We start from the raw sequence: 25,947 nt of genomic DNA, 5'->3' as shown, positions 1-25,947 counted from the left end.
CTCAGAGCGCGAGACGCTCGCGCACGGCGGCTGCCAGTCGCTGTGCGATCCGCTCGGCCTGTTCGGCGTTCTCCGCCTCGACCATGACGCGCACGAGCTGTTCCGTCCCGGAGGCGCGCAGAAGCACACGCCCGCTCGATCCGAGCTCGGCTTCTGCCTCGGAGACCGCCTCGGCGACACCCGAATCGGCGACGCGGGTACGGTCGACGTCCTTGACGTTGATGAGCACCTGCGGGAACACGGTCATCACCGAGGCGAGCTCGGCCAGCGAGCGTCCCTGACGCGCCATCTCGGACATCAGGTGCAGCCCCGTCAGCAACCCGTCGCCGGTGGTCGCGAAGTCGCTCATGATCACATGACCCGACTGCTCGCCGCCCAGGGTGTATCCGCCGGCGTTCATCTCCTCCAGCACATAGCGGTCGCCGACGGCCGTCTGCAGAACGCGGATGCCGTTGGCGGCCATCGCCCGGTGGAGCCCGAGGTTGCTCATGACCGTGGCAACGAGCGTGTCATCGCGCAGGACGCCGCGATCACGCATCGACACGGCCAGGATCGCCATGATCTGATCACCGTCGATCACGCGCCCGGCCGCATCCACGGCGAGGCAACGGTCGGCGTCGCCGTCGTGAGCGATGCCGAGGTCGGCTCCCACGCGCAGCACCTCGGCCGCCAGATGATCGAGATGCGTGGAACCGACGCCGTCGTTGATGTTGAGCCCGTCGGGGTCCGCACCGATCACGGTGACGCGCGCGCCGGCGTCCCGGAACGTCTCGGGAGAGACGCCGGCAGCCGCGCCGTGGGCGCAGTCGAGCACCACGTGCAGGCCGTCGAGGCGGTGCGGCAGCGACTGCAGCAGGTGGACGACGTAGCGGTCCTCCGCGTCGGCGAAGCGACGGATGCGGCCGACCTCGGCACCCGTGGGCTGGAGCTTCGGACCGGCGAGCGCGAACTCGATGCGCTGCTCGACGGCGTCGGGCAGCTTGACGCCGCCGCGCGCGAAGATCTTGATCCCGTTATCGGGAGCGGGATTGTGCGACGCGGAGACCATCACCCCGAAATCGGCGTCGGTGTCGCCGATGAGGAAGGCTGCGGCAGGCGTCGGGAGCACACCGGCGTCCAGAACGTCGACTCCCGAGGAGGCGAGGCCGGCGGCGACCGCCGCAGCGAGGAACTCTCCCGAGATCCGCGGGTCGCGCGCGACGACCGCGGTGGGCCGCTTGCCCGCCGCGCGCCGGGCCTCCGCGGAACGGCCCTGGCCCAGGACGACAGCGGTCGCCTGGGCCAGGGAAAGCGCCAGATCGGCGGTGAGGGGGCCGTTCGCCAGCCCCCGCACGCCGTCCGTACCGAACAACGCCATTCGGCGTGTCAGCGCTTCGAGTACTGAGGAGCCTTGCGGGCCTTCTTGAGACCAGCCTTCTTGCGCTCCTTCACGCGAGCGTCGCGCGAGAGGAAGCCGGCCTTCTTGAGGGTCGGGCGGTTGTTCTCCTCGTCGATGCCGTTGAGCGAGCGGGCGATGCCCAGACGCAGCGCACCGGCCTGACCCGACGGGCCACCACCGTGGATGCGGGCGATCACGTCGTACGCGTCGGTGAGGTTGAGGATCGTGAAGGGGTCGGTCACGAGCTGCTGGTGCAGCTTGTTCGGGAAGTAGTCCTCGAACGTGCGGCCGTTGATCGTGATCTTGCCGGTGCCGGGGACGATGCGCACGCGGGCGATGGCCTGCTTGCGACGACCGACGGCGGCGCCGGGGACGGAGAGCACGGGACGCTCGATGGCCGCAGCCTCGAGGTCGGCCGGGGTCTCGGTCGAGTAGTTGGTGGTTTCTTCGATGTTCGCCACGAGAGTGTCCTTAGTCTGAGCGGCGCTTACTGGGCGACCTGGTCGAAGGCGTAAGCCGTGGGCTGCTGCGCGGCGTGCGGGTGCTCCGCACCGCGGTAGACCTTCAGCTTCGAGAGCTGCTGGCGACCCAGGCTGTTCTTGGGGAGCATGCCGCGGACGGCCTTCTCCACTGCGCGGACGGGGTTCTTCTCGAGCAGCTCCGAGTAGGTGACCGACTTGAGGCCGCCCGGGTAACCGGAGTGGCGGTACGCCTTCTTCTGCTCGAGCTTCTGCCCGGTGAGGGCCACCTTGTCGGCGTTGATGACGATGACGAAGTCACCGGTGTCGACATGGTTGGCGAAGGTGGGCTTGTGCTTGCCGCGGAGAAGGGTGGCCGCGTGCGAGGCGAGGCGTCCGAGGACGACGTCGGTCGCGTCGATGACCAGCCACTCGCGCTGGATCTCGCCAGCCTTGGGGGTGAAAGTGCGCGTCACGTTAGTGCTGCTTTCTTGATCGAACGGAGAGGTTCGTGAATCCCGCTCCGGGGTGCTTCTCGCGAGAGAAGACGCCAGTGGAGGGCTCACGTTCGTGGCACCGACCAGCAGGGATGCGGCACCAAACGAGAAGCCTAGCACGCCGGGGCCCCTCACCCCGCATCCGCTTCCCGAGCCCGACTGCCATCACGATGCATAGAACTTGTGCATAGAAACTGTGCATGACTATAGTCGCGGCATGGAAGAGCCCCGCCGCGACAGCACCATCCGCCTCGACAGCCGGGCCGTGCGCGCACTCGCCCACCCGCTGCGCTCGCGCATCCTCAGCCGCCTGCGCACCCACGGCCCGGCGACCGCGACCGAGCTCGCCGCCGCGCTCGGCACGAACTCGGGTGCGACGAGTTACCACCTGCGCGCCCTCGGCGACGTGGGGCTCGTGACCGACACCGGCGAGGGCGAGGGACGGCGGCGCGAGTGGCGTGCGGCGAGCGAGCGCCACTCGTGGGTCGATTCCGACTTCGCCGGCGACGAGGACGCCCGCACGGCACTGGCGTGGCTGAGTCGCGACTACGTGCGCCAGTTCGCGGCGGGCGCCGAGCGCTGGCTGGATGCGGCCGAACACTGGCCCGCGGAATGGGTCGACGTCCTGGGCCTGTCCGACGGATTCCTGACCGTGACGCCCGAGCAGACCGCCGCCTTCTCCGCCGAGCTCGCCGAGCTCATGGCGCGCTACCGCGATGCGGGCGCGGCAGACCCGCGCGCACGCCGCATCCACGTCAGTGCCTTCGCGAGGCCCCTCGATCTGGACGAGGCGTGATCACCGCTGCCGCCGCCGAGCGCCGCCTGCTCTGGCTGACCGCGTTGCGCTGGCTGCCGGTCGGCGTCACTTTCGGACTCACCGCGCTCCTGCCGCTGGAGCGGGGGCTCAGCCTCGTCGAGGTCGGCGCCATCCTGTCGGTGCAGGGGATCGTCGCGCTCGTGCTGGAGTTGCCCACAGGTGGGCTGGCGGACGCTCTGGGGCGCCGTCCCGTGCTGCTGGTCGCGGCCCTGATCGGTCTCGCGTCGACCATGCTGTTCGTGCTCGCACAGGATGTCGCCGCGTTCGCCGTCGCGATGCTCCTGCAGGGCGTGTTCCGCACGCTCGACTCCGGCCCGCTCGAAGCCTGGTACGTCGACGCGGCCCACGCCGACGACCCCGCCGCCCCCGTGGAGCAGGGGCTCGCCCGCGCCGCCACCGTGCTCGGCGTCTCGATCGCGGCGGGAGCGCTCGGGGGCGGCCTGCTCGTGGCGTGGGCACCGCTGGCGGACACCTCGGCGCTGGTCCTGCCGTTCCTCGTGAGCCTGACGCTGTCCGCGGTGGGCGTCGTGATCACGGCGATCCTGGTCGTCGAGCCCGCACGCCCGCGCCGAGGGATGCACGCTCTCGCAACCGGCTCGTCGGGGTTGCGTGGCGCACTGCGTCTGATCCGCCGTTCCCCGATCCTGCGGGCGCTGCTGGCGGTGGAGGTCTTCTGGGCCGTCGCCATGGTCGCGTTCGAGACGCTCACGCCGGTGCGGCTGGCGGAGCTCGCCGGCGGCGAGGATGCGGCAGGCGCACTGTTCGGCCCCGCATCCGCCGCCGCCTGGGGACTCTTCGCGCTCGGCTCCCTCCTCGCGGGGCGCGCGGCCAGACGGTGGGGCGTGGCGGTCACGGCGGCGCTCGCCCGCATCCTGAACGGGGCGTTCGTCGTGGTCATGGGTCTCGTCGCCGGCCCCGTGGGCCTGCTCGCCGCCTACGGTGCCGCATACCTGTCGCACGGCGCCGCCGGCCCCATGCACAACACGCTGCTGCACCGGCAGGCCGACACGAGCACGCGCGCCAGCGTGCTCTCCGCGAATTCGATGGTCTCCGGCGGCGTGTACAGCGCGGGTCTGCTCGTCATGACCGCACTGGCGGAGCACACCGGCACCGGCGCCGCCTTCGCCGTGGCGGGCGGCTTCAGCGTGTTCGGCGCACTCTGCTACCTGCCCGCCTGGCGGGCGGAGCGTGCTGCGGACCCCGCGTGAGTCGTGGACCATCCGTCCACAGATCGGTCCGATGCGGTCCGCGGCCGAGGGCATTCCGTAACGTGAGGCTGTGATATCCGACGCCGTCGCCCCCGCCCGCGGGTTGCGCACCGTCCCCTTTCTCGCCGCCGTCAACCTCGCCGCCCTCGGAGCCCTGACCGCACCCGCGGTCGTCGGTCTGCCGGTGCGGGTGGCCGCGCTCGTGCCCGCCGCCGAGCGCGCCGGCACGCTCGCAGTGGTCATCGCCGCGGGCGCCGTCGCCGCGATCGCGGCGAACCCGCTCGTCGGGTTCCTCTCGGACCGCACGCGTGCCCGGTGGGGCAGACGGCGTCCCTGGATGCTGGCGGGCGCGGTCACCGGTCCGCTGGCGACGTGGTGGCTGCTGAGCGCGAACGACCTGGTCACCCTCGTGCTCGCCTGGGTCGGGATGCAGGTGTGCTACAACGCCGTGCTGGCCACCGCGGCCGCCCAGCTCGCCGACACGGTCCAGGAGCGTTGGAGAGCGGGCGCGTCCGGGATCTTCGCGGCTGCAGCCTTCCTCGGCACGGTCCCCCCGCTGGTCATCGCCGCGACCCTGCCGACCCAGCTGGTGCTCGCGTCGGCGATCATGCCCGCCGCTGCGGTCATCGCTGTCGTCCTGTGCGTCCTGTTCGTCCCGGATGCCGTCGTCGGCAGCGCCGACGCGCAGGCGCGTCCGATGCGGGCATCGCGCTTCGCCATCGCCCCCGGCTTCGCCGTCGTCTGGGTGCAGCGGCTCCTGCTGCAGTCGGCGTTCTCGCTCACCACCGCCTTCACCCTCTACTTCGTGATGGACCGCATGCTGCGCGATCAGGCATCGGCCACGAGCGTGACCTCGCTGTCCACCGTGCTCGGCGGCGGCGCCATCGTCGTGGCCGCCGTCACGATGGGGCTGCTCGCCGGTCGCCGCGGAGATTATCGGCCGTTCCTCTCGGCCGCCATCGTCGGGCTCATCGCGGCCGCTCTGCTGCGCGCGTTCGCCGCGGAGCCGATCCAGCTGTGGACGAGTGCGCTCGTGGGCGGGCTCGCCATGGGCACCTTCTTCGCGGTCGACTTAGCGCTCGCACTGCGCACGATCCCCGCCGAACGCACGGGCGCCTACCTCGGGGTCCTGAACGCGACGGAGACGATCCCGCAGGTCGTCGGTCCCCTCGCGGCCGCAGCGCTCCTGGCCACGGGCGACGACCCGCTCGGTGGCCGCGGCGGCGACTACGTCGCGCTGTACGCGACCGCCGCGGCGGTGGCGGTCCTCGCGCTCGTGCTGCTGCGGCTCGTCGCTCCCTACGCCCGCCGTCCGCTCACTGCTGCGAGCCCAGAAGATCCAGCGCCGCGAGAGCACGAAGGGCATCGGCGCGCGAGCTGACACCGAGCTTGCGGTAGAGACTGCGCAGCTGCGACTTCACGGTGTTCGGGGAGACGACCAGTGCGGCCGCGATCTCGGCCACCGACTCGCTGCGGGTCAGTTCGTCGGCCACCGCGATCTCGCGAGGAGTCAGCTGCACACGCCGACGAGTGGCCGGGATCATGCCGATCCGCTGCGCGCGTGCGATCAGCTCCTGGGCGTGCGGATCGACCGCGATCTCGGCCATCGCCTCGAGCGCGTTGGTCGGCACCATGTCCAGCGGCACCCGCAGACCGCGCTGATCGAGTACCGCGGTCAGGCGCTCCAGCATCCGCCTGGTCGCGTCCGTGTCGCCGCCCGCCAGAGCGAGTGCGCCCACGGTGAGGGCGAGGTGCTCGGTCTCGATACGCGGGGATGCGGCCATGCCCGCCGACGCCTGCAGCAGGCGCACGGCGCCCTCCACGTCGCCGGCGGCCAGCGCGATGCGCCCGAGGCTCACCCCACGCCGCACGGGGTCCTTCTCCTTCGTCACGGCCCGCTCGGCCCCGGCAGCATCTCCCGCCGCGAGCAGCACGAGCGCGCGCGTGTGGCGCAGCCGGCTCAGAGTCAGCTCGCTCGTCGCGTGGCGCGCCTGCTGTGTGCGCAACGCATTGGCCAGGAGGGCATGGGCCGCGCCGACCCGCCCGCGCGCGAGGGCGATGAGAACGTCGACGTGCGTCAGCAGCGGCCAGTGCTCGATCGTCGCACGATGCGGATCGAGAAGGCGGATGGCGGCGTCCGCCGCATACGGGTCGCCCTCCTCGAGCGCCGAGAAGCCGCGTGCGAGCTGAAGGAAGCTCCCCGGGTAGCCGTCGATCCAGCGCTCGGGCCAGGTGCGTGAGAGCGCCTCCTCGATGGTCTCGCGCGCCTCCTCGACCTCGCCCGCGACGGCGAGCGTGCCCGCCGTGAGGGCGAGCCCCTGCAGACCCGCGAACAGACCTTTCGTGTCACTGACCGCCGTCGAGCGGCGGAAGCAGTCGAGCGCTTCCGCCGTGAGTCCGCCGTAGAACAGCGAGGTGCCGATCTGGTTGTAGACGGTCGGCTCGTTGCGGCCGAGCCCATCGCGCTCGGCGGCATCCATCTCCTGCAGTGCGCGGTAGCCGTCGCGCGCCGCGGCCAGCGCTCCGGAGCGACCGGAGACGCGGTAGGAGGTGGTCTCGATCGCGCGCAGCAGCACGCGGTCGGCGGGGGACGCGGTGGCGCGCTGCATCCTGGCGCCGTAGACGGCGAGGCCGAAGTACTCGAGGGCGCGCAGCCGCTGGGTGCCGCTGGCGTTCGCGACGATCGCGAGCACCATGGCGACGAGCGGCCGGGTGCGCAGCGACAGGAGCGGCACATGGGCGAACAGCTCCATCAGACGACCGCGGTAGGTGAGCAGCTCGTTCCAGTGTCGGCGAAGGACCTCGTCGACGAGGGGGGCGTCGTCGATCTCCGCGGCGCGCCGCAACGCCGAGAACGCCAGACCCCGCTCGAGTTCCCAGCGGGCCACGCGGCGGATGATCTCGCGCACCTCGGGCCGCGAGCGCTCGCGGCGCAGACTCTCCTCCGCGGCGAGGCGCAGGAAGGGGGAGAAGACGAAGACGGCGGACGAGTCGCGCTCGCCCGGCGCCTCCCAGGAGCCGAGCCCCTCGGCCTCCGCCGTCTCGAGGAACCGCAGCGCATCGGATCGACCCGAGATCGCCTCGGCCAGACGGACATCGAGTGCGTCGGCGATGGCCACCGTCTCGAGGAACCTCACGAACGCGTCGTCCCAGTTCCCGCCGCGCAGTCGCAGCAGGGATCGGGCGGCCTGCTCCACGCTCGCACCCGTCGAGGCGCCGACGTCGCCGAGCGTGACCATGCGGGCGAGGGCGGGCACGCCGCCGGCCGCGACGATCTGGTCCGCGGCCGCGGGGTCGCCGGCCAGTTCGAGCGCCTCGGATGCGGTGAGCGCGAGCTGCTCTCTGCCCACCGTGACCGCGTCGACGAGGACCGCGAGGCTCGGTTCCGTGAAGAGGGACGCACGACGGACCGTCACGCGCACGAGGAGCTCGGGGACGTCGGCAAGGACCTCGAGCAGGCCCCGCACGGTGGCCTCGGAGAGCCGGTCGCCGTCGTCGAGGGCGACCGCGAGGGGGCCCGGCTGACGCCGGAGTCCTCGGGCGAGCAGCCCCCACGGGTCGTCGTCGACGGCGAGGGTCTCCGCCGCGGTGCGCAGCGGATTGCCCTCATCGAGCAGACCCGCATCCGCGAGCTGCGCGGCGAGCTGCTGCACGAAGGGGCGCGGTTCCCCGCCGCCGTCGCGCACCCGCATCCAGACGCCGCGGCTTCCGGTGCTGCGCGCCCACTGCGCCATCGCGACGGTCTTGCCATAGCCCATGGGGGCGTGCAGGACGACCAGCGGCGCCGCGTCATCGAGCACGGCCGCCAGGCGGGATCGCGCAAGGACGCCGACGCCGGCACGCGGCACAGCGGACAGGCTCATCGGGTCGTCTCCGGCGACGGTTCCGGGTATCGGACATCCCGCCTCCAGCTCCACCCTACGGCGACGCGGGCGCGCAGGGCGGATGCGGGCGACGAACACACGCCGACGCCCCCGTCCGCGTCAGCGGACAGGGGCGGGCGTTCACTCACCGGGTGTGACATGTCGGCTCGGCGTCGCCACCCCGCGCGGGGCGGGGTGGCGACCGGGTCAGGCTCGGGCGGTGCGCCGCCTACGAGCCACGAGCAACGCCATCAGACCGATCGTCATCAGCAGGAGCGCACCCAGCACCGCTCCGGTGATCGACAGGGTCATTCCGGTGACCGCCAGCGCTCCCGGCGCATACGCGTGGAAGGGGTCGCTGTCGGTGAGTCGCACGGGTGCTCCCGACGCGTCGGTCACCGGGACGGGCGTGCCCGAACCGTCGACCTGCGGCTGCCCGGTGGGCACACCGTCGCTGTCGGTGGCCGGCACGACGGGGGTGCCGCCGACGCTGACCGTGTCTGCATGGCTGATGCCCTCGCCGAGGCGCAGCGTGCCCTCCGCGAAGAAGGACGCACCGGGCGGGATCATTCCGTGCCAGGTTCCGCTGGCGACGAAGTCGTACGCCGCAGGTCCCCCGAACGCCGACAGGTCGGCATTCCAGCGCTCCACGTCGGGCCCGTTCGCGGTGGCGTCTGTCAGGTCGATCGCCGTGAGCCACGTCGAGCCGGTGTTCGTGACGACCCAGCGCACCTTGTGCACGCTGCCCGCCTCGTACTTCACGGCATGGTCGCGGTCGTTGGCGTCCTGGGCCGCCTCGACGAGCGGCTTCGTGGGAACGACCCAGGCGCCCGAGGCGTCCGTCACCGCGGGGTCGGCCTTGTCGCCGTCGTACTTGATCACCTGGATGCCGGACGTGAACGCGTTGTAGTCGTCGCGATCGGTCACCGGGATGCCGCTGGCGATGCCCTCAGCCTCGACGACCGCGCGGTCGACGTGGGGCTCTCCCCCGTCGAGCGTGAGGGTCGCGGATCCGGTGATGACCTCGCCCGGACGCCACACGGCGTCGCCGGAGAACGTCTGCTCCCAGCGCGCGCTCCAGACGGAGTCCTGCTGCGTGGCCGGCAGTGTCGAACCGTCGGGCAGCGTCCACACGAGCGACCGGATGGCTGCACCCGAGAGGTTCTCGTCATGCAGCACGACGCGATGCAGGTCCTCGTCACCGGTGTTGGTCACCGTCAGCACGATCGTGCGGGTCTCGCCGTTCTCGTAGTTCTGGCCGTCGGCCATGGTGTCGGCGTCGTTCGCGATCGTCGTACCCTCGCCGTCGCCCTTCTCGATGTCGACGTAGGGGCCGACACCGGTACGCGCGTGGAAGGGGTCGTCGTCGGTCAGCACGAACGGTACGCGCTGGGTCGGGTCGGACGCATCGGGCACGGTCGCGCGCACGGCATCGCCGTTCACGGTCAGCGGCTGACCGTTCGGGGTCACGCCGTCGGTTCCGACCGCCGGCACCACGACAGTGCCGGCGATGTCGACCGTGTCCGCGTGCGACTGCTCGGCCGGCAGCGTCAGCGTTCCCTGCGCGAAGAACGACGCACCGGGCGGCAGCAGTCCGCGCCACGGTCCGCTCTCGGCGAAGGAGTAGTCGGCCGGGCCGCCGAAGGCCGACAGATCGGCCGTCCAGTCGGCACCGATCGCGGGCCCCGCATCCGTCGTGTCCGTCAACGTGATGTCGGTCATCCACGTCATCCCGGCGTTGGTGACCACCCAGCGCACCGGCTCGGCCACACCGACGGGATACTCGACGGCGTGGTCGGCGTCGTTCGCATCCTGCGCAGCATCCGCGAGCGGCTTGGCGGGAGTGATCCACGCCCCCGAGTCGTCGGTGATGGCAGGGTCGGGCTTGTTGCCGTCGTACTTGATCACCTGGATGGCACCCGTGAAGGCGTTGTAGTCGTTCGAGTCCGCGACCGGGATGCCGGAGAGCTGACCGACCGCGTCGACGCTCGCACGGTCGACATGGGCCTCTGAGGCCGTGCCGAGGGTGAGCGACGCCGTACCGGTGATCACGTCACCGGGCTGCCACGGCCCTGCCCACGACGCCGACCAGGCACCGGTGGCGGGATCCTGCGTCGCAGGCAGCGGCGTGCCGTCGGGCAGGGTCCAGCTCATCGAGACCACGGCGCCGCCGGCGATGGTGACATCCCCGAGCTCCACCTCGACGAGCGGCTCGTCGCCGGTGTTGGTGGAACGGAACACGATCGTGCGCGTCTCGCCGGGCGTGTAGGCCTCGCCGTCGGTCATCGTGTCGGCCTCGTGGGCGATGGTCGTCCCCGATCCGTCACCCTTCTGGATGTCGACGATGGGACCGACACCGGTCTCGGCGTGGAACGGGTCCTCGTCGGTCACGGTGAAGGGGGTGCCGTCATCGCGCTTCGCCGTGACCGGGCTGCCGCCGGAGGTGGCGGGCTCATCGATCGGCGTGCCGTCCGCATCCGTCGCCGGCACCACGACGGTACCCACGACAGTGACCTGGTCGGCGTGCGTGGTCGACGCCGGCAGCGTCAGCGTGCCCTCGGCGAAGAACGAGGCGCCGGGCGCGAGGAGCCCCTGCCAGTTGCCGTCCTTCGTGAACGAATAGTCCGCAGGGCCCCCGACGCCGGACAGATCCGCCGTCCAGTCGTCGCCCACGGCGGGGCCGTTCTGGGTGAGATCGACCAGCGAGAGGTCGGTCAGCCAGGTGTCGCCCGTGTTGGTCACGACCCACCGCACCTTCTGCGGCGTGAGCACCGGGTAGGTCACCGCGGTGTCCTCGGTGTTCGCGTCCTGCGCCGGCGAGAGCAGCGGCTTCCCGGGCACGATCCACTCGCCGGTCGCGTCCTTGACAGCGGGGTCGGGCAGGTTGCCGTCGTACTTGATCACCTGGATCGCGCCCGTGAAGGCGTTGTACCCGTTCTCGTCGTCGACCGGCTGGCCGGAGAGCGCGCCCTCGGCCGAGACCGTGGCGACGTCCTGGTGCGCGCCGTCGCCGACGCCGGGCGTGAGCACGGCCGTTCCGACGATCACATCGCCGACGGCCCACTCGGTGGTTCCCGGCGCGAACGTGTTCGCCCACTCAGCCGTCCAGACTCCCGAGGCGGCGTCGTAGTCCGCCGCCGTCGTCGATCCGTCGGGGAAGGCGAAGCTCAGCTGTGTCACGGCGCCTCCGGCGACCGTGGCGTCGGTGAGTGCCACCTTGCGCAGCGGCTCCGGACCGGTGTTGACGACGCGGAAGACGACGCTGCGCGACTCGTCGGGGCTGTACACCTGGCCGTCCGTGACGCTGTCGGCTTCGTGGGCGATGGCGCCGGTCGCCCGGTCGCCGTCACCCTTGCGGATCTCGACGGAGGGCGCGACGGTGGTGGGGTTGGTGACCCCGACGGCGATCGTCGTGGCGTCGCCGATCGTGAGGGTGGCCCCGTTCGCAGCGGGGGCGCCGCCGATCGTCAGCGTGGGCGTGCCCCAGGCGGCGCCCGAGGGCAGTCCGGTCGTCGGCGCGACCTCGGTCACGGTCACGACGGTCCCGGTCGGCAGGGCCGGCGAGGTGGCCGTCTCACCGTTGCGCACCGTGAGAGTTCCGTCGCCGCCCGACCACGTGTAGTCGATGTCGAACGTGGTGTCGGGGTCGAGGAGCGTCGCACCCGGTCCCGTCACGTCCTTCGTCACCGAGAACTGGCCGTTGAGCGGCGTGGTCGGGTTCTGCATGGTCACCTGCACGGTCGTGCCGTTGCCGATGGTCACCGTCGCGGTGCCGTCGCCGTTGTCCACGACACCCGTTCCGGAGAAGGCGACCGCGCCCCAGGCCACGTCGGGCAGGGTCGGCGGTGTCTTCTCGCGCACCAGAACCGTCGATCCGGTGGGCAGCGCCGCGGGTCCCGTGACGGTCTCGCCGTCGGTGACCTCGGCGAGGTCGATCCAGGTCGTGCCGCCGTCGGTGGAGTATTGCGCGACGAACGCCGTCGCCGCGGGCACCCGCGATTGTCCGGGCCCCGTGACGTCCTTCGTGACCGAGAACGTACCGGTCAGCAGTGTCGAGGGGTTGGTGAGCGTGAGTGCGGTGTCGGTGCCGTCACCGACGGTCACGGTGGCCGTGCCGTCGCCGTTGTCGCCGGAGCTCCACACGGGCGTCGCGAAGGAGACGCTCGGGTCGGCGCCCGTGATGGTGGGCTCGCTCAGTGTCACCACCGTGCCGTAGGGCAGCGGAAGGCTCGTCGCCTTCCAGGCTGCACTCTTCAGCTCGAGCGTTCCGCTGCCGGCGGCCGAGGAGTAGGCGACCGTGAAGACGGCGTCCTCGAGCTGGTCCGAGGCCAGCGTGAAGTCGCCCGTGACCTGCTTGGTCACCGTGATCGTTCCCGGCGCGAACAGGGTGTTCGTCACGACGAGCGCGAGGGTCGTCCCGGTGCCCGTGAGCGCACGGTAGCCGTCGGCATCCGCCGCGCCGGCCCCGGTCACCACGTAGGACTTGACCTTGGCGTCGCTCTCGGAGAGCTTGATGCGGGTTCCGACGGGCACGGTGAACGTGCCCGAGACCTCACCCGCTTCAAGGGTCACGCTGTTCTGAGTGAGCGGGGGCGAGAGGGATCCGCCGCGGAAGTCGCGTGCGGCGAGATCGATCGTGAACTCCTGTCCGTCGATGGCAGCACCGCCCGAGGCGTCGATGTCCTTCTCGACCGTGAACGGCACGTTCGCGACGAATCCGGCGTCGATCGTGTGGTCGTTGAAGCCGGCTCCTGCGATCGTCACCGAGGCTTGGCCGGATGCGTCGGCGTTGGAGTCGATCGCCCGGTCACCGCCCTGGGCGGTCTTCGTGAACGACGCGTCCTGCCAGCGCACGGCACCGAAGCTCGTCGCGTTGGGTCCGCGCAGGTCCATGGTGCCCGAGGCGGGCTTCACGAACGTCACCGTGTAGGAGCCGGAGGTCGCGAAGCCGTCGGCGTCGGAGCGGAAGTAGTACTCGCCGTTCTCGTCGGTCACCTTGGTGGCGACCACAGTTCCGGTGCTGTCCCGCAGTTCGACCGTCACACCCGCGATCGAAGGCTCATCGGCATCCTGGATGCCGTCCTGGTCGGCGTCGAACCACACGCGGTTGCCGATCTCGACCGGCGCCTCCCGTGCGACCAGCGCGACGGCACCGAGGCCGCCGCCTTTCTGGAACGTCCCGTCGGCCGAGGGCGAGCCGCCGCCGTCGGCCGTCTGCTCATAGCCGGAGAGCGAGCGGCCGTTGTTCTGGTTGAACCACTGCAGACCGCCCAATCGGATGCCGCCGAGCGGGTCATAGGTCGTCGCGACGACCTCACCCGTGCCCCGCATGCCGATGACCGAACCGAGGGTGTTCTCCCGGTGATAGGTTCCGCTGCCGAGGTTCTGGCGGTCGTCGTAGAACTCGCGCCCGCCGGGCCCTTCGGGCGTCGCGCCCACGGCGGCGGTGCGGGTGCCCACGACACCGTTGTTCTCCATGACGAAGCCCGCGCCGTTGGGAGCGGCGATCAGCAGGTCACCGCCGGATGCGGTCTCGTAGGAGCCGGTGCTGACGGTGCCCCAGTTGCGGTTACCGCCCTGGACCGCCGTGCGATCGAGCAGCCCGAGGTTGAGGTAGCCCTCGTCGTCGAAGTACAGGCTCGACAGGATGGGCTGGGGGTAGATGTGCCAGCCGCCGTTGGTCTCGCTGACCGAGCCGCCCGACCACGTCCATGTGTCGGTCCAGCTGTTCCAGCGCTTGGCCTGGGTGCTGAGCGCGCCGAGCGCGACGTCGCCCTTGGCGTAACCGAGCGAAGAGGAGAGCACCTCGGTCCACGCGCCGGGTGCATTGACGGGCGTGGAGAGCACGTGCAGCGACATGTCTGCGGCGGCGGCGGAGAGCCCCGGTCGCGGGCCGGCTGCGGTCTCACCGGAGTCGACGTAGCCGACGTAGATCGAGCCGTTGTGCACCGTGACGGCCCAGGGACGCTGGCCGTCGCCGAGCCCCAGATCCCAGGACGTGTAGCCGGTCGGCGTGACGGAGGGGTCGGAGACGTCGATCGAGTACAGCTTCTTGTCGTGGAGGTTGATGAAGAACAGGGTCGACCCGTCGGCGGAGAGGGTGACGCCGCCGACGCCGATCTTGCCGGCCTTCTCGAAACCGTCCACGTCGTGGGTCGCCGTCGTCCCCGAGGTGAGCCCACGGGAGGCGTTCGTCGCGGCCGTGCCGAGATCGATCCCCAGGTCGGTCAGATCGAGCCACGGCGTGACAGAGCCGGCAGCGGAGGGCTTGCCGTCGGAGCCGAGCACGTCGCTGACCCGGTAGACACCGCCGATGCCGAGCGATCCGAGTCCGCTCTGGCGCTTGTACGTCGCGAAGGCGAAGACGCTGTTGGACTGAGCCTGATAGACCACGCTCGAGACGGCACCGACCTCGCCGAACGTGGCGAGCGTGGTCAGGTTCGCGAACCCGGACGGCTGCGCGCCCCGGTAGCTCGCCTCGTACGGCAGTGCCGTGATCGCCGCTCCGTTGATCGCCGCCGGCGAGCCGCCCTGCGCCGCCGTCGGGGCGCCCGCCCGCTGGATGGAGGTGACGATCGGTGCTTGCGCCTGGGAGTAGTCGGCAGGCTGGTTGAGGGCGAAGTCGATACCGGACTGGCCGACCTTCGCGAACTGCACGCTCGTTCCGTTAGAACCCGCGGCGCTCGTGCCGCTCGGCTCGTACGCCGTGGGCCAGTCGGAGAACTCGACGCGCACGTCGGAGCTCAGTGCATCCGAGGCGTCGATCGCGTAGGTGCCGTCGGCAGCGGAGGTCGTCGTCCCCAGCAGAGTGCCGGCGCCGTCGACGACCGTGACGGTGACGCCCGCGAGGCCACGGTCGTTGGCCTGACCGGTTCCTGCCGCGTTGCCCGTGTCGAAGAAGCCGTTGCCGTTGAAGTCGCGGAAGACGGTGCCGCGCACCTCGTCCTCGGGCGCGGCGGATGCGGGTGCCGCGGCAGCGAGACCTGCGCCGGTCAGGGCGAGCGTCCACGCCATCGCCGCGCCGAGCAGGCGCCGGCGGGCATGTCTGGGGCGGGCAGGGGCAATGGGCATGACGATCCTCCGGCAGAGTCTCGGGCGAGCGCGCGAGAACAGGGCGAGTGGTCCTCCGTCGGGCAGGGAGGACAGTTCAGGCTCTCGTCCGCGCCCCGCGCCGAGCCGCGACAAAGGGATATTTCACCCGCCGTTTCACCCTCGCCTGACACCGTGACGTGCCGGCGCGCCGACCGCGGTTAGGATCCGGTCATGCCTGCTTCCTCGAGGGGCCGTCTCGCGGCTGCTCTCGCCGCCCTTGCCGTGGCCGCGTCCGCTCTCGCCGCCTGCGCCGCCGAACCCGCGACGCTCGAGACGGTCGCCGTACCGGCGGATGCGCCCACGATCTCCGAGGCCGTGGCTCGCGTGGCCGAAGGCGGGCTCATCCTCGTCTCGCCGGGCGTCTACCCGGAACAGGTCCTCGTCGACAAGCCGGGCGTGACCGTGCGCGGTCTCGATCGCAACGAGACCGTCGTCGACGGCGAGGGGCAGCGTCCCTACGGGATCGTCGCGATCGCCGACGGGGTGAGCGTCGAGAACCTCACCGTCACGGGCGCGACCTTCTACGGCGTGCTGGTGACAGGACTCCACGACGAGAACGGCCCCACGGCGCACGGCGGCGGCGGATACACGCATCTCGACCCCGCGAAGTTCCCGCCGGTGCAGCGCTTCTCGATCGATCACGTCACCGCCTACAACAACGGCCTGTACGGGCTCTACGCCTTCGACGCCCAGCACGGGGTCATCGCGAACTCCTACGCCTCCGGCTCCGCCGACAGCGGGATCTACGTCGGGCAGTGCCGCGACTGCGACATCACCGTCAGAGACAACATCGCCGAGAACAACGCCGTCGGGTTCGAGAACGCGAACGCCTCCGACAGTGTGTACATCGTGGGCAATCGCTTCAGCCGCAACCGCGTGGGTCTGACGCTGATCTCCAACTACCAGGAGGCCTTCGTCCCGCAGTCCGGCAACACCGTCGTCGGCAACCTCGTCTCGGACAACGTCGAACCGAGCTCCCCCGTGCAGGCGGACGGCGGGTTCGGGATCGGCATCGGCATCAGCGGCGGCACGGACAACGACATCCGCGACAACCGCATCACCGGCAACGCGCGCGCGGGCATCCTGCTGGCGGGCACCGAGGATCTGCGCGCGCAGGGCAACGTCTTCACAGGCAACGCCTTCGAGGGCAACGGCGTCGACACCGCCAACATCTCGGGTCCGCGCGCGCCCGCGCAGGGAAACTGCGTGGATCCCGCCGCTGTCACAGTGCTGCCCGCGACCCTCGCCGCGGACTGCGCGACCGGCGTCGACCAGCCAGCCGCGGAGTCGGCGGAGCTTCCCTCGTCCGTCGCTCCGCCCGGCGTCAGCTTCCGCGCCGTGCCGCCGCCCCCGCCGCAGCCTCAGCTTCCCGACCCCGACGCCCCCGCGCGCTCGCTCCCCGCCTCCCTCGGCGCCCCCGACCTCAGCCGCTATCGTCTTCCGGCGCCCGACCTGCTCGCCGCCGGTGCTCGCGGATGAGACGCCGCGTCGCCGCCTCGCTGGCGGTCGTCGCCGTCGCGATCGCAGCCCTGACCGGATGTGCTGCGGCGTCCTCCGACGACTTCGCCCCGGGCGATGCGCGCCCGCTCACGAGCGAGGAGGCGCAGGAGCTCGCGACGATGCGGCTGCGCAACCAGGACACCGGCGCGCGCGCGATCTCGTTCTCGCTCACAGAGAAGGGCAGCGAGTCGCACTTCGACGGCTGGTACGACTACGCCACGGTCATCGGCTATGGGCGGTGGCAGAGCGTCGATCCGCAGCTGCTGCTGTGGAACACGCAGGTCGCGGGCACGCATCCGGCTTCGACCGCGACCCCGGAGGCCGGCGATGGCCCCGCGCCGCTCCCCATCCCCGACGCCGATCAACTCGACACGGCGTGGGCGGGTGACGCGCTCAACCCCGCCGGTTCGCGCCGGGATGCGGTGTTGTCGGTCATCGCGCAGCTGGGGGCGGATCGCCCCGACAACCCGCTGCTGCTGCAGCAGAGCGGAGCGCTCTGGCTCGGAACCCGTGACGTCGACGGCGAGACGCTGACGGTGTACGCAGGTCCCGAGAGCGACGAGGTCGCCGCGACGCCCGCCCCCGACCCCGCGTCGGCGACCGTGCGTTACTGGCTCGACGACACATCGCTCCTGCGCAGGCTCGACGTGCGTCTGGGCGGCGGAGCGGAGTGGACCACGGTCACGTTCGCGGATGCCGACGGCGTCTCGCTCCCCGACGTGTTCACCGCGGCGACAGGGGCGGCACAGTGAGCGAGACACCGGCATCCGGGATCAGCCGCCGCGCACTGCTGCTGGGCGGCGGCATCGGACTCGGCGGGGCAGCGCTCGGCGCCGCGGGCGGGTGGGCGCTCGCGCAGGGCGCGGCGTCCGTTCCCGATACTGCTCCGACGACCGGAACTGCGACCGTTCCCTCGCGGGGGCGCACGCAGGCGGGCATCGCTCGTCCGGCCACGCCGCAGCGCAACGGGCTGGTGGTCGTCGCAGACACACCCGAGATCACCACGGCGGCGGCGGTGATCGCGATGCTGGCGGCGCTCGGCGAGCGTATCGACGCGCTCACCGACCCCGCAGCGACCGCGCGGATCGTGCTGCCCGACGGCCCCGGCGACCTCACGATCACCGTCGGCATCGGGCCTCGACTCGTGGCCGTCATCGACCCCTCGCTTCCTGGAGCAGCGGAGCTTCCGCGCTTCACCAGCGACGCGTCGCTCGCCGACGACATGCGCGGCGGAGACCTGCTGATCTCGGCGTACGCGTCGGATGCGGCCGCGCTGCACCCGAGCATCGCCGACGTCCTCGCCGCCGCCGGCGGCGCCGTCCGCCGGTGGACGCAGCCCTGTGTGCGAGGCGCCGGCGAGGGCACCGTCGTGCGCAATCCTCTCGGCTACCACGACGGGATCATCGTGCCCCACGGCGAGGACGAGCTCGACGAGAACGTCTGGATCGCGGACGGCCCCGCGGCGGGCGGAACCATCGCGGTGATCCGGCGTCTCCGACTCGACACCGCCGGGTTCCAGGCGCTGCCCGGCGAGCGCCAGGATGCGGTCGTCGGTCGCGTGCGCGCCACGGGCGATCCCCTGTCGGGCGGCGGCCCCACGGCCGAGGCGGATCTGACGGCCAAAAGTCCCGACGGCAGTTATCTCGTGCCCTCCCGCTCCCATGTGCGCGCGGCCCACCCCTCGTTCACGGGCAGCCGGCTCATGCTCCGACGGGGCTACGCGTACAGCAATGCCGCAGGTCCCGGCCAGGCTCCCGACGACGGGCTGCTGTTCATGTGCTTCCAGCGCGAGCTCGACGATTTCGTGCGCACGCAGCATCGCCTCGACGAGACGGACGATCTGATGACGTTCGCCACACCGACCGCATCCGCCTCCTTCCTCATCGTCCCGGGGCGCACGGACGGCGACCTCGGCGCGAGTCTCGGCCGCTGAGACTCAGAGCGGCAGGGTGCCGCGCATGAGGGCGATCGCGCCGAGCAGCACGCTCGCGGCGAGGACGAGGGTGAGACCGAGCATGGCCAGGCGCACAGCGGCGCGGGACGAGCGGGGCAAAGGGAGCCTCCGGGCGGTGAGGGTGCGGTGCTGTCGGAGCTCGAGGACACGGCGTCGAGCTCCGACAGACGGGATCGGGTGAACAGACGCTAACCTCGCAGCGCGGAGGCGGGGGCACCCCAGGGCCGGGTTTCACCCGCCGCTTCACCCCGCGCGGTTCAGGCCGCGACGATCCCCCCGTTGAGCCCCGCGAGGGTCCCGACGACGGCGAGCACGACATACGATCCGTTGAAGACGACGTGGGCGATGAGCGCCGCCCAGAATCGTCCCGTGACCAGCACGATCGCCGCCGTGGCGAGTCCGAACAGCGCGATGGATGCGGCGCCCGCCGCGCCGGCGGTCAGCGACCCCGTGAACTGGTGGAGCAGCAGGAAGATGCCCGTGCTGATCAGGGCAGCCCCCGCGCCGGCGACCGACGGCGACCGCGTGAGGCGCCGGAACACGGTGAACAACGCGACGAGCAGGAACCCGCGGAAGAAGAACTCCTCCACGACGGGTGAGACGACGACGGGTACGACCGCATCTGCGAGCCAATCCACGCCAGAGAGGCGACCGTCGGTCGTGGACAGCGCGGGCCAGAACGCCGAGCCCCGCTCCGCCTGTTCGAACAGGCCGCTGACGACGCGCAGGCCGAGTCCGAGGAAGAGCCCGAAGAGCAGGTCCGTCGCCCGGAATCGCAGGAGGCCGCGCGGCACCGAACGCGAGTAGGCGAACACGACAGGGACGATCATCGAGGCCCACAGCACGAGGCTCCCGACCCATCCGCCCAGTGCGCCGCCGATCAGAGCCGACGCCGCCGTCGCGATCAGCAGACCGGCTCCGAGGCTCATGAGCGCGCCGCCCACCAGCAGCCAGCTCCACCGCTGCGTCGTACTGCCGCCCTGCAGCCAGACGCGCGGTGCGCGCGGACGCCGGCGGCGGCGGCGCTCGGGCTCCGACTGCTCGTCGATCTCCGCCTCGACGAGGCCGAGATTCCCGAAGCGTTCCGCGGAGGCCGCCGCGTCCTGCCGGCGAGCGGTCCAGGCTCCGTCCTCGGAGCGCTCGAAGCGCGAGGAACGGTAGGCGCCGGACTCGCCGCTGCCGGGCTCGGTAGACTCGCTCACAGGGGCCAGGTTACCGGGCAGGGCCCGGCGGACAGGAGACACCGGCGATGCTCGAGGTTCTGACGGTGTGCACCGGCAACATCTGCCGCTCACCGTTCGCCGAGGTGATCCTCCGAGACGAACTCGGCCGGAAGGGCGTCACGGCGGGGAGCGCCGGGGTGAAGGCACTCGTCGACCAGCCCATGACCCCCGAGGCGGCTGCGCTCGCGCACGCCTACGGCGTTCCGGACGACCTGATCGGCGCGCACCGCGCGCGATGGCTCGACGAGAACCATCTGCGCACGCCCGCGCTCGTGCTGGCGATGACGCGCGAGCACCGTCGCGCGGTCGTCGAACTCGCGCCCGCGGCGACACGGCGCACCTTCACCGTGCGCGAGCTCGCTCGCCTGGCCGCCCACGTGTCTGACGACGATGCCCGATCGGTGGCCGGCGCGGCGGGCTCCGATCCGCGCGCCCGGCTGGACGCGCTGCTGGCACACCTCGTCTCGGTGCGCGGCGAGATCGAGGCGCCGGTCGATCCCTCGCTCGACGACGTGGTCGACCCGTATCGCCGGGAATGGGACGTGTACGAGCAGATGGCGTCCGAGCTGATGCCCGCTCTGGGCGAGACGGTCCGGCTGCTCGCCATCGCCGCGCGCCCGTGACGCTTCATTAGAGTTTTCAACCGTTTGCGTCAAGAGCTCTGCGCTCACTCCCAGACTTCTGCCAGAGTGGGGCGGTCAACCCGTCTCGAGCAAAAGGACTCCTCATGACTCAGCAGCCCGCTCCCGGCGTCGACTACCCGGGCAAGACTCTCGGGGTCGTCGGCCTGGTCGTCGCGATCTTCTTCAACGTCATCGGCCTCATCATCTCGGCCATCGCCTTCAACCAGTCGAAGAAGGCCGGCTACAAGAACACGCCCGCCCTCGTCGGCATCATCATCGGCGCCGTGTTGTTCGCCTTGGGTGTCATCATCTGGATCATCGCCATCGCTGCCGGCGTCGCCGCGGTGAACATGAACAGCTACTGAGATCCCGCGAGGCGAGGGGCCGCATCCGGTCGGATGCGGCCCCTCGTCGTTCGCGCCCAGCGGCGGAGGATGCCCGCATCCGTCGTGTGTTATTCACGGTCTCGGGCGCGGATCTCCGGGTCGAAAGGGAGTTGAGTAAGCACGTGGACGCAGAGAATGCGACACGGGTGCCGGTGGAGACAGACCCCTGCGGTGGGTTGGCGGTCTCTCTCCCCGACACGCCTTCCGTGTCGTGACGTGTTCGTCGGTTCCCGCACAAGCGCAGACGTCGGGGCCGACCACGATCTGCGGCCGCACTCGGACCGCTGCGCCGCGTTTCGACGCTGGCGCAGCGGTCCGAGTGGTTCGACGTCGAGCCGGTCGTGTCGCGGTGGGGCGGGCGGGGCTCGGGATGCCGATCGCCCCCCTCACCGCGAGACGGCCGGCCCGCAGGCCGCCTCAGGATGCGGCCAGGCTCCCCACTCCCCCGTCGTGGTAGATCAGCGGCGCCGTGCCGCGATGACTCGATCCGCCGAGCACCTCCAGCACGACCAGACGGTGATCGCCGAGCGGCTCGTCGCTGTGCACCCGGCACTCGAGCCACATGCGCGCGCCGTCGATGAGGATGGCGCCGCCGTCGGTCTGCGCGGTGACGAGACCGGCGAACCGGTCGCCCGAGCGCGACGCGAGCGTACGCACCGCCGCCGCGTTCTCCTCCCCGAGCACCGAGACGCCGATGCGTGAGGCGCCGGCGATCAGCGGCCACGTGCGAGACGACTGCTGCGCCGAGAAGAGCACGAGCGGCGGGGCGAACGAGATGCCGAGCGCGAACGAGGTCGCCACCATCGCCTGCGGCCCCTCCGGCGTGAGCGCGCAGATCGCCGCGATGCCCGTGGGATGCTGCGCGAACATGTCGCGCACCGCATCCGCGTCCGTCGGAGCGGCGGGCAGGACGGTACGGGCGATCCCGTCGGGGCCGGGGACGATCTCGGCCCACGGGTGGTTCCAGGTCATTGCGGCTCTCCTTCGCACCCGTCAGCGCAGTCCGCGGGTGCACCGCCACGCTACGAAGCCGGTGTTACGCGGGCTTTACGCGGGAGTGAAGATGCCTGACGGCGATCAGTCGATTACCGACAGCTATCGTTACGCAGCGGGACGCGTCACGCAGTCGCGCACGGTGCCACCGTCGGGGGCACGCCGGTCGCCGGCTGCTCGGATGTCGCGAACGGCCGAACTGGATGCGTCGTCCGACGCGAGCCCGCCGTCGTCGTCGACGGGGAGTGTGATCGTCACGGTCGTTCCTTTCCCGACCGTGCTGCACAGCAGCACCTCGCCGCCCTGTCGTTCGATGAGCGCCTTCGTGCTCGCCAGCCCGATTCCGGTTCCACCGTCGTCCGGGTTCGACAGCCGCCCGCGCTCGAGGGGGTCGAAGATGCGCTCGAGGTCCTCGGGCGCGATGCCGCGACCTCGGTCGGAGATCGCGATGCGCGCCTGGGCTCCGTCGACCTCGACCGAGATATCGATGGGCCCCTCGCTGTACTTCGCCGCGTTGTCGACGAGATTCGCGATCGCCCGTCGCAGGGCCACCGGGTCCGCCTGCACCGCGACCGAACGCGGTGAGCGATAGCGGATGCGCCCGTACGCGTCGCCGGGGAGCACGAGCTCGGCCGCCTCGCGCACCGTGGCGGAGGCATCCGCCCGGCTCCGCGCCTGGCGCGCACGGGTGGGCACGAGGCGCGCGGAGAGGTCCTGGATCATCGTGGCGAGGTGATCGGTGACGGCGGAGATGCGTTCGACGGCGGCGGTCGTGTTGCCGCCGGGCTCGGCCATCAGGTCGACGTAGCCGCGCAGCGCGGTGATGGGCGAGAGGAAGTCATGGGCGAAGGCGCGCAGGAAGTCGAGCTCCGCATCCTCTCGCTGCTTGGAGGCGGTGAGATCCGACACGATCTTCACGAACCCGGAGACCTCGCCGGCGTCGTCACGCAACGCCGTGATGATCACGTGCGCCCAGAACAGCGAACCGTCGGCGCGCACCCGCCATCCGTTGTCCTCGACCGACCCTCGCGTCGCGGCGATCGCGAGCAGCCGCAGCGGGAGACCGCGCAGCCGGTCCTCCTCCCGGTAGAAGCGTGTGAAGGAAGAGCCGAGGATCTCGTCGGCGGCGTAGCCCTTCAGCTTCGCGGCGCCCGGGTTCCACCCCACGACCCGACCCTCGATGTCGAGGTGCACGATGGCCACCGAGGTCACCTGCGCGGTCCAATCCTGCACGAGCGCGCCCGTCGGGGCGTCTGCCGGAACGGCGCCGACAGGAATCGGCAGTCCGACGCCGGATGCGGGCGCGGCGGCGACCGGCGTCTCCTCGGACGACGGCGCGGCGGAGGAATCGGGCTCGGAGATGTCGGCTCCCATCGGGACGTCGATCAGTTCATCGCTCGTCGGATCGAGGCGTCGGGTACGCGTCATCTGGATTCTGCCGCAAACGCGGCCCCGCCGCATCCGCTCACGTGTGTAGCACATCCGCGTGACGGGAGGGGGGTGCTCGACCCGGCTCTGCCACAGAGCGACGATGGCGGCACGCATCCGCAGAGGAGGAACGGACATGTCCGAGAACACACACGAAGAGCTCGCCGGTCTGATCAAGAAGTTCCGGTTCGCCATGGTCACCACCGTCGAGGCGGACGGCAAGCTCGTCGCGCACCCGCTCACCGTGCAGGAGGCGGAGTTCGACGGCGACCTGTGGTTCATCGTCGGCACGGGGACCTCCGCTGCCGTCAACGTCGCGCGCGAACCCCGCGTGAACGTGTCGCTCAGCGGCGACGACGCCTGGGTGTCGTTGTCGGGGACGGCGACGATGGTCGACGACCACGCCAAGCTCGAACAGCTGTGGAGCCCGGCCGTCGACGCCTGGTTCGAGGGCGGCCCGGAGGACCCCGCCGCGGGCCTGCTGCGTTTCCACGCCGACAGCGCGGAGTACTGGACCGCGCCCGGCGGCAAGATCGTCCGCGCCGTCGCCGCCCTCACCGGCCACCGCGTCGAGGGTGAGAACGAGACCGTCGAGCTCTGACGCCTCGCGCCCGGGCCTTCGGCGGTCCGGGCGCGATCACCGGGTGAAGACGGGCGCCCCGTCCACGAGCACCAGTCGCACGTCGTCCGGACGAGAGGCCAGCACGATCTGCGCCTCCGGCGGCATCGACGCAGAGTCCGGTGCGGCTCGGAGCACCAGGTCGGCATGCTTGCCCGGCTCGAGGGAGCCGATGACCTCCGCCATCCCCAGCACCCGCGCCGCGTCGATCGTGGCATGCGCCAGCAGATCGGATGCGGTCACCCGCCGGGCCCCGGTGCCGACAGCACGATCGAAGGCGAGCGCGTGGCGCATCTCGGCGACCATGTCCGCGGGGGTGTTCAGGCTGCGGTTGTCGAGGCCGAGTCCGATACCGATGCCGGACTCCCGCAACTCCCCCAAGGCGCTCCGGCCAGAGCCGGCGAACATCGACGACGCCGCGCAGTGCACCCCGCCGCATCCGTGGGCCGCGAGCCGCTCCCTGTCGTCCGCGTCGGTCGCGCTCAGATGCGCGCCCACCAGACGCGGGCTGAGCACTCCGAGCCGCTCCAGGCGGGCCACTGCCCGCTCGGGGCGCCCGTCGGGACCGAGGATGCCGGCGGCCCCGGCGTCGGAGGCGCACAGATGGGTCGTCATGCCCGGGGCGTCGAGAGCGCCCAGCCCCACGAAGAGCTCGTCCGACGCCATCTCGGGAAGCTCCGTGCAGGCGAACACCGACAGCCGGCCCGCGGCGGCATCCAGCGCGGACGCGGCAAAACGCAGAGCGGTCCCGGTGGGAGCGGTGAGAGCCTCGCGCCGGAAGCCGCCCGCACGTTCGGCAGCGTCGAGCCATGGGCTCCACTGCCCGGGCAGGCGATCGGAGACCATCGGCGCGAGGATCCACCGGATCCCTGACGTCCGCGCGGCCGTCGCGCTCGCGGAGAAGGCCTCGTCGGCGCGACGCGTGCCGACGTCGCCGACTCCCCAGCAGTCGAGCACCGTCGTGATGCCGGCACGCGCCGCATCCGTCGCGAGGCTGCGCACCGCCTGCGCCGCATCCGCCGGGGTGAGGGCCAGGACGGTGCGGTAGTACGTGCCGAAGAGCCAGTCGAAGAACGGCACGGACTCATCCAACGAGCCTGCGGCGGCCGCATCCATGGAGTGGGTGTGCGCGCTCACGAATCCCGGGTGCACGATGCCCCCGCGCGCGTCGATCCGCTCGTTCGCTGCGGGCGCGGGCCCCTCGCCCACGGCCGCCACGGCGCCGTCACGGATCGCGATCCATCCCCGCACGACACGACGTGCCGCGTCCATCGTGACGACGACGGCGTCGTCGATGACGAGGTCGACGACGCTCACGCGCGCGGGAACACCGGGATGCGCCCCAGCACCGCGACGCGATCCGCGTACGGTGCGAGCGCCGCCGGCCACCCCTCCCCCTCCGCCAGCAGCGCACCGATCCCGACGATGTCGGCGCCGGCCCTCTCGAGCAGGCGCAGCGCGGCACCGGACGACGAGCCGCTGGAGATCACGTCGTCGACGAACAGCACGCGTTTGCCGGCGACCGCCGACAGACGCGCCCGATCCAGCAGCAGAGCTGCGCCCGTGGTGCTGGTGATGGCGTGCACGGATTCCTCCAGCGCGTCCCCGAGGTGCACCTTGCGGGTCTTCTGCAGGATCACATAGTCGTCGAGGCCGAGGGCGCGAGTGACCTCGATGGCGACGGGGATGCCGAGCGTCGCCGGCGCCACGACGACGTCGACGCCCGCATCCGCGAAGCGCTCCGCCAGTTCGCGCCCGGCCGTCTCGGCGAAGCGCACCCCGTGATCGATCACCATCATCAGCGCGATCGACAGGTCGTCGGAGACGGGGATGATCGGCAGCGTGATCTGCTGGCTGCCGACCTGAGCGAGGTACGTGTCTGCGGGCATGTCCGGAGGCTACGCCGCG

At 71.4% G+C, this 25,947-nt stretch carries 19 protein-coding genes; 9 read left to right on the top strand and 10 right to left on the bottom strand.

What is annotated here, in order from left to right; all coding sequences use genetic code 11:
• Position 1 precedes the first annotated feature (1 nt).
• The 3 genes from glmM to rplM are packed head-to-tail and all read right to left on the bottom strand — an operon-like array spanning position 2 to position 2,312.
• Positions 2-1,357: a phosphoglucosamine mutase gene (gene glmM / locus ACYVJS_RS01770; RefSeq protein ID WP_460737196.1), complete on the bottom strand. Its 1,356-nt coding sequence runs from the start codon at positions 1,355-1,357 to the stop codon at positions 2-4.
• Positions 1,358-1,365: 8 nt separating this feature from the next.
• The gene (gene rpsI / locus ACYVJS_RS01765; RefSeq protein WP_460737194.1) at positions 1,366-1,839 is read right to left on the bottom strand and encodes a 30S ribosomal protein S9; all 474 of its coding nucleotides are present in this window, start codon (positions 1,837-1,839) and stop codon (positions 1,366-1,368) included.
• Positions 1,840-1,865: 26 nt separating this feature from the next.
• The gene (gene rplM, locus ACYVJS_RS01760; protein WP_243226823.1) at positions 1,866-2,312 is read right to left on the bottom strand and encodes a 50S ribosomal protein L13; all 447 of its coding nucleotides are present in this window, start codon (positions 2,310-2,312) and stop codon (positions 1,866-1,868) included.
• A gap of 238 nt (positions 2,313-2,550) precedes the next feature.
• Here rplM and ACYVJS_RS01755 point away from each other — a divergent pair, with 238 nt between their 5' ends.
• From ACYVJS_RS01755 to ACYVJS_RS01745, 3 genes are all read left to right on the top strand, one after another.
• Complete coding sequence (locus ACYVJS_RS01755) at positions 2,551-3,129, top strand: ArsR/SmtB family transcription factor (RefSeq protein WP_460737192.1); 579 nt, start codon at positions 2,551-2,553, stop codon at positions 3,127-3,129.
• On the top strand, positions 3,126-4,358 hold the full coding sequence (locus tag ACYVJS_RS01750) for an MFS transporter (RefSeq protein WP_460737190.1): 1,233 nt from the start codon (positions 3,126-3,128) through the stop codon (positions 4,356-4,358). Before ACYVJS_RS01755 ends, ACYVJS_RS01750 begins: the two co-directional genes overlap by 4 nt.
• 70 nt (positions 4,359-4,428) lie before the next feature.
• Entirely contained in the window at positions 4,429-5,739 is a 1,311-nt protein-coding gene (locus ACYVJS_RS01745; protein WP_460737188.1) for an MFS transporter, read from the top strand.
• Here ACYVJS_RS01745 and ACYVJS_RS01740 read toward each other — a convergent pair.
• Complete coding sequence (locus ACYVJS_RS01740) at positions 5,675-8,221, bottom strand: LuxR C-terminal-related transcriptional regulator (RefSeq protein ID WP_460737186.1); 2,547 nt, start codon at positions 8,219-8,221, stop codon at positions 5,675-5,677. The two genes, ACYVJS_RS01745 and ACYVJS_RS01740, sit on opposite strands and share 65 nt — an antisense overlap.
• Before the next feature lie 207 nt (positions 8,222-8,428).
• Positions 8,429-15,292, bottom strand: a complete 6,864-nt coding sequence (locus tag ACYVJS_RS01735) for an SdrD B-like domain-containing protein (RefSeq protein ID WP_460737184.1) — start codon at positions 15,290-15,292, stop codon at positions 8,429-8,431.
• 192 nt (positions 15,293-15,484) lie between these two features.
• Here ACYVJS_RS01735 and ACYVJS_RS01730 point away from each other — a divergent pair, with 192 nt between their 5' ends.
• From ACYVJS_RS01730 to ACYVJS_RS01720, 3 genes are read left to right on the top strand one after another with little or no spacing between them, the layout of a single operon-like run.
• Positions 15,485-16,792, top strand: coding sequence for a right-handed parallel beta-helix repeat-containing protein (locus ACYVJS_RS01730; protein ID WP_460737182.1), 1,308 nt, complete (start codon positions 15,485-15,487; stop codon positions 16,790-16,792).
• Positions 16,789-17,565, top strand: coding sequence for a hypothetical protein (locus ACYVJS_RS01725; RefSeq protein ID WP_460737180.1), 777 nt, complete (start codon positions 16,789-16,791; stop codon positions 17,563-17,565). Before ACYVJS_RS01730 ends, ACYVJS_RS01725 begins: the two co-directional genes overlap by 4 nt.
• Complete coding sequence (locus tag ACYVJS_RS01720; protein ID WP_460737178.1) at positions 17,562-18,746, top strand: Dyp-type peroxidase; 1,185 nt, start codon at positions 17,562-17,564, stop codon at positions 18,744-18,746. Before ACYVJS_RS01725 ends, ACYVJS_RS01720 begins: the two co-directional genes overlap by 4 nt.
• Positions 18,747-19,024: 278 nt before the next feature.
• Here the strand turns inward: ACYVJS_RS01720 and ACYVJS_RS01715 are convergent, their stop codons facing one another.
• The gene (locus ACYVJS_RS01715) at positions 19,025-19,969 is read right to left on the bottom strand and encodes a lysostaphin resistance A-like protein (protein WP_460737176.1); all 945 of its coding nucleotides are present in this window, start codon (positions 19,967-19,969) and stop codon (positions 19,025-19,027) included.
• Positions 19,970-20,016: 47 nt separating this feature from the next.
• Between ACYVJS_RS01715 and ACYVJS_RS01710 the strand changes: the two genes are divergently transcribed.
• The gene (locus ACYVJS_RS01710; protein ID WP_460737174.1) at positions 20,017-20,613 is read left to right on the top strand and encodes an arsenate reductase/protein-tyrosine-phosphatase family protein; all 597 of its coding nucleotides are present in this window, start codon (positions 20,017-20,019) and stop codon (positions 20,611-20,613) included.
• Between the two features lie 104 nt (positions 20,614-20,717).
• Positions 20,718-20,978: a hypothetical protein gene (locus ACYVJS_RS01705; protein WP_460737172.1), complete on the top strand. Its 261-nt coding sequence runs from the start codon at positions 20,718-20,720 to the stop codon at positions 20,976-20,978.
• A 438-nt stretch (positions 20,979-21,416) separates the two neighbouring features.
• Here ACYVJS_RS01705 and ACYVJS_RS01700 read toward each other — a convergent pair whose 3' ends face one another.
• Positions 21,417-21,971, bottom strand: a complete 555-nt coding sequence (locus ACYVJS_RS01700; protein WP_460737170.1) for a flavin reductase family protein — start codon at positions 21,969-21,971, stop codon at positions 21,417-21,419.
• Between the two features lie 129 nt (positions 21,972-22,100).
• Positions 22,101-23,420 (bottom strand): PAS domain-containing sensor histidine kinase, encoded by a 1,320-nt coding sequence (locus ACYVJS_RS01695; protein ID WP_460737169.1) that lies wholly within the window; start codon positions 23,418-23,420, stop codon positions 22,101-22,103.
• A gap of 136 nt (positions 23,421-23,556) precedes the next feature.
• Here ACYVJS_RS01695 and ACYVJS_RS01690 point away from each other — a divergent pair, with 136 nt between their 5' ends.
• Positions 23,557-24,021, top strand: coding sequence for a pyridoxamine 5'-phosphate oxidase family protein (locus ACYVJS_RS01690; RefSeq protein WP_460737167.1), 465 nt, complete (start codon positions 23,557-23,559; stop codon positions 24,019-24,021).
• Between the two features lie 36 nt (positions 24,022-24,057).
• Here ACYVJS_RS01690 and ACYVJS_RS01685 read toward each other — a convergent pair whose 3' ends face one another.
• Together ACYVJS_RS01685 and ACYVJS_RS01680 are read right to left on the bottom strand one after the other, a co-directional pair.
• Positions 24,058-25,428: an amidohydrolase family protein gene (locus tag ACYVJS_RS01685; protein WP_460737165.1), complete on the bottom strand. Its 1,371-nt coding sequence runs from the start codon at positions 25,426-25,428 to the stop codon at positions 24,058-24,060.
• Complete coding sequence (locus ACYVJS_RS01680) at positions 25,353-25,928, bottom strand: phosphoribosyltransferase family protein (protein ID WP_460737163.1); 576 nt, start codon at positions 25,926-25,928, stop codon at positions 25,353-25,355. Before ACYVJS_RS01680 ends, ACYVJS_RS01685 begins: the two co-directional genes overlap by 76 nt.
• Between the last annotated feature and the right edge of the window lie 19 nt (positions 25,929-25,947).

The sequence above is a fragment of the Microbacterium neimengense genome, assembly GCF_054782995.1.
Note: the sequence above shows the minus strand (reverse complement) of the source record. Positions and strands in the feature narration are given on the sequence as shown.

Coding starts and splice junctions, on each gene's coding strand:
- glmM (WP_460737196.1), bottom strand. CDS start 1,357: ATGGCGTTGTTCGGTACGGACGGCGTGCGGGGGCTGGCGAACGGCCCC.
- ACYVJS_RS01755 (WP_460737192.1), top strand. CDS start 2,551: ATGGAAGAGCCCCGCCGCGACAGCACCATCCGCCTCGACAGCCGGGCC.
- ACYVJS_RS01740 (WP_460737186.1), bottom strand. CDS start 8,221: ATGAGCCTGTCCGCTGTGCCGCGTGCCGGCGTCGGCGTCCTTGCGCGA.
- ACYVJS_RS01735 (WP_460737184.1), bottom strand. CDS start 15,292: ATGCCCATTGCCCCTGCCCGCCCCAGACATGCCCGCCGGCGCCTGCTC.
- ACYVJS_RS01730 (WP_460737182.1), top strand. CDS start 15,485: ATGCCTGCTTCCTCGAGGGGCCGTCTCGCGGCTGCTCTCGCCGCCCTT.
- ACYVJS_RS01725 (WP_460737180.1), top strand. CDS start 16,789: ATGAGACGCCGCGTCGCCGCCTCGCTGGCGGTCGTCGCCGTCGCGATC.
- ACYVJS_RS01710 (WP_460737174.1), top strand. CDS start 20,017: ATGCTCGAGGTTCTGACGGTGTGCACCGGCAACATCTGCCGCTCACCG.
- ACYVJS_RS01705 (WP_460737172.1), top strand. CDS start 20,718: ATGACTCAGCAGCCCGCTCCCGGCGTCGACTACCCGGGCAAGACTCTC.
- ACYVJS_RS01700 (WP_460737170.1), bottom strand. CDS start 21,971: ATGACCTGGAACCACCCGTGGGCCGAGATCGTCCCCGGCCCCGACGGG.
- ACYVJS_RS01695 (WP_460737169.1), bottom strand. CDS start 23,420: ATGACGCGTACCCGACGCCTCGATCCGACGAGCGATGAACTGATCGAC.
- ACYVJS_RS01690 (WP_460737167.1), top strand. CDS start 23,557: ATGTCCGAGAACACACACGAAGAGCTCGCCGGTCTGATCAAGAAGTTC.
- ACYVJS_RS01680 (WP_460737163.1), bottom strand. CDS start 25,928: ATGCCCGCAGACACGTACCTCGCTCAGGTCGGCAGCCAGCAGATCACG.